Genomic DNA, 925 nt, shown 5'->3' on the forward strand with positions numbered 1-925 from the left:
CGCACCGGCCCCGGCCGGGGGGCATCGCGCCGGTTCCCGCCCGGAGGCCGCCGCACCGGGCCCGCGGCGCCGGCCCCGCCCGGGGGCCGGAGCCGCCGCGGGGCACGGCCGGAACGCCCTCCCGGGCGCCCTCGGCTCGGACTCTCCCGCGGCCGGGAGCAGACCGCGGGGGACCCGGGGGCCGCAGGCGGCGACGGCGAGCCGCGCACGGCCCGTGAGCGGTTCGCGACGCACCGCGCACGCCGGGGCCACCCCGGTAAACTCGGCTGCTTACCCTTTCGCCGGAGGTGTGCGCGCGTGTCCTGCCTGATCGTCCAGAGCGACAAGACACTCCTGCTCGAAGTCGACCACGAGCAGGCCGACGCCTGCCGCCGTGCCATCGCCCCGTTCGCCGAGCTGGAGCGGGCGCCCGAGCACATCCACACGTACCGCATCACCCCGCTCGGCCTGTGGAACGCCCGGGCCGCCGGGCACGACGCCGAGCAGGTCGTGGACGCGCTCGTCGAGTACTCCCGCTACCCCGTGCCGCACGCGCTGCTCGTCGACGTCGCCGAGACGATGGCCCGCTACGGGCGGCTCACCCTCACCCGCCACCCCGCCCACGGACTCGTGCTGTCCACCACGGACCGCCCGGTCCTGGAGGAGGTGCTGCGCTCCAAGCGGATCAAGCCGCTCGTCGGTGCCCGCATCGACCAGGACACCGTCGCCGTGCACCCGTCGGAGCGCGGCCAGATCAAGCAGACGCTGCTGAAGCTGGGCTGGCCCGCGGAGGACCTCGCCGGGTACGTCGACGGTGAGGCCCACCGCATCGACCTGGACGAGTCCGGCTGGGCGCTGCGCCCGTACCAGAAGCAGGCCGTGGAGGGCTTCTGGCACGGCGGGTCCGGTGTGGTCGTGCTGCCCTGCGGCGCGGGCAAGACCCTGG

The 925-nt window shown here is 76.0% G+C and carries 1 protein-coding gene; it reads left to right on the plus strand.

Annotated features, from left to right (window positions below; translation table 11 throughout):
* Positions 1–297: 297 nt before the first annotated feature.
* A partial coding sequence (locus BJP40_RS14135; protein WP_177204381.1) for a helicase-associated domain-containing protein occupies positions 298–925 on the plus strand: 628 nt, incomplete at its 3' end.

It is taken from the genome of Streptomyces sp. CC53, from assembly GCF_001865245.1.
GTDB lineage: Bacteria > Actinomycetota > Actinomycetes > Streptomycetales > Streptomycetaceae > Streptomyces.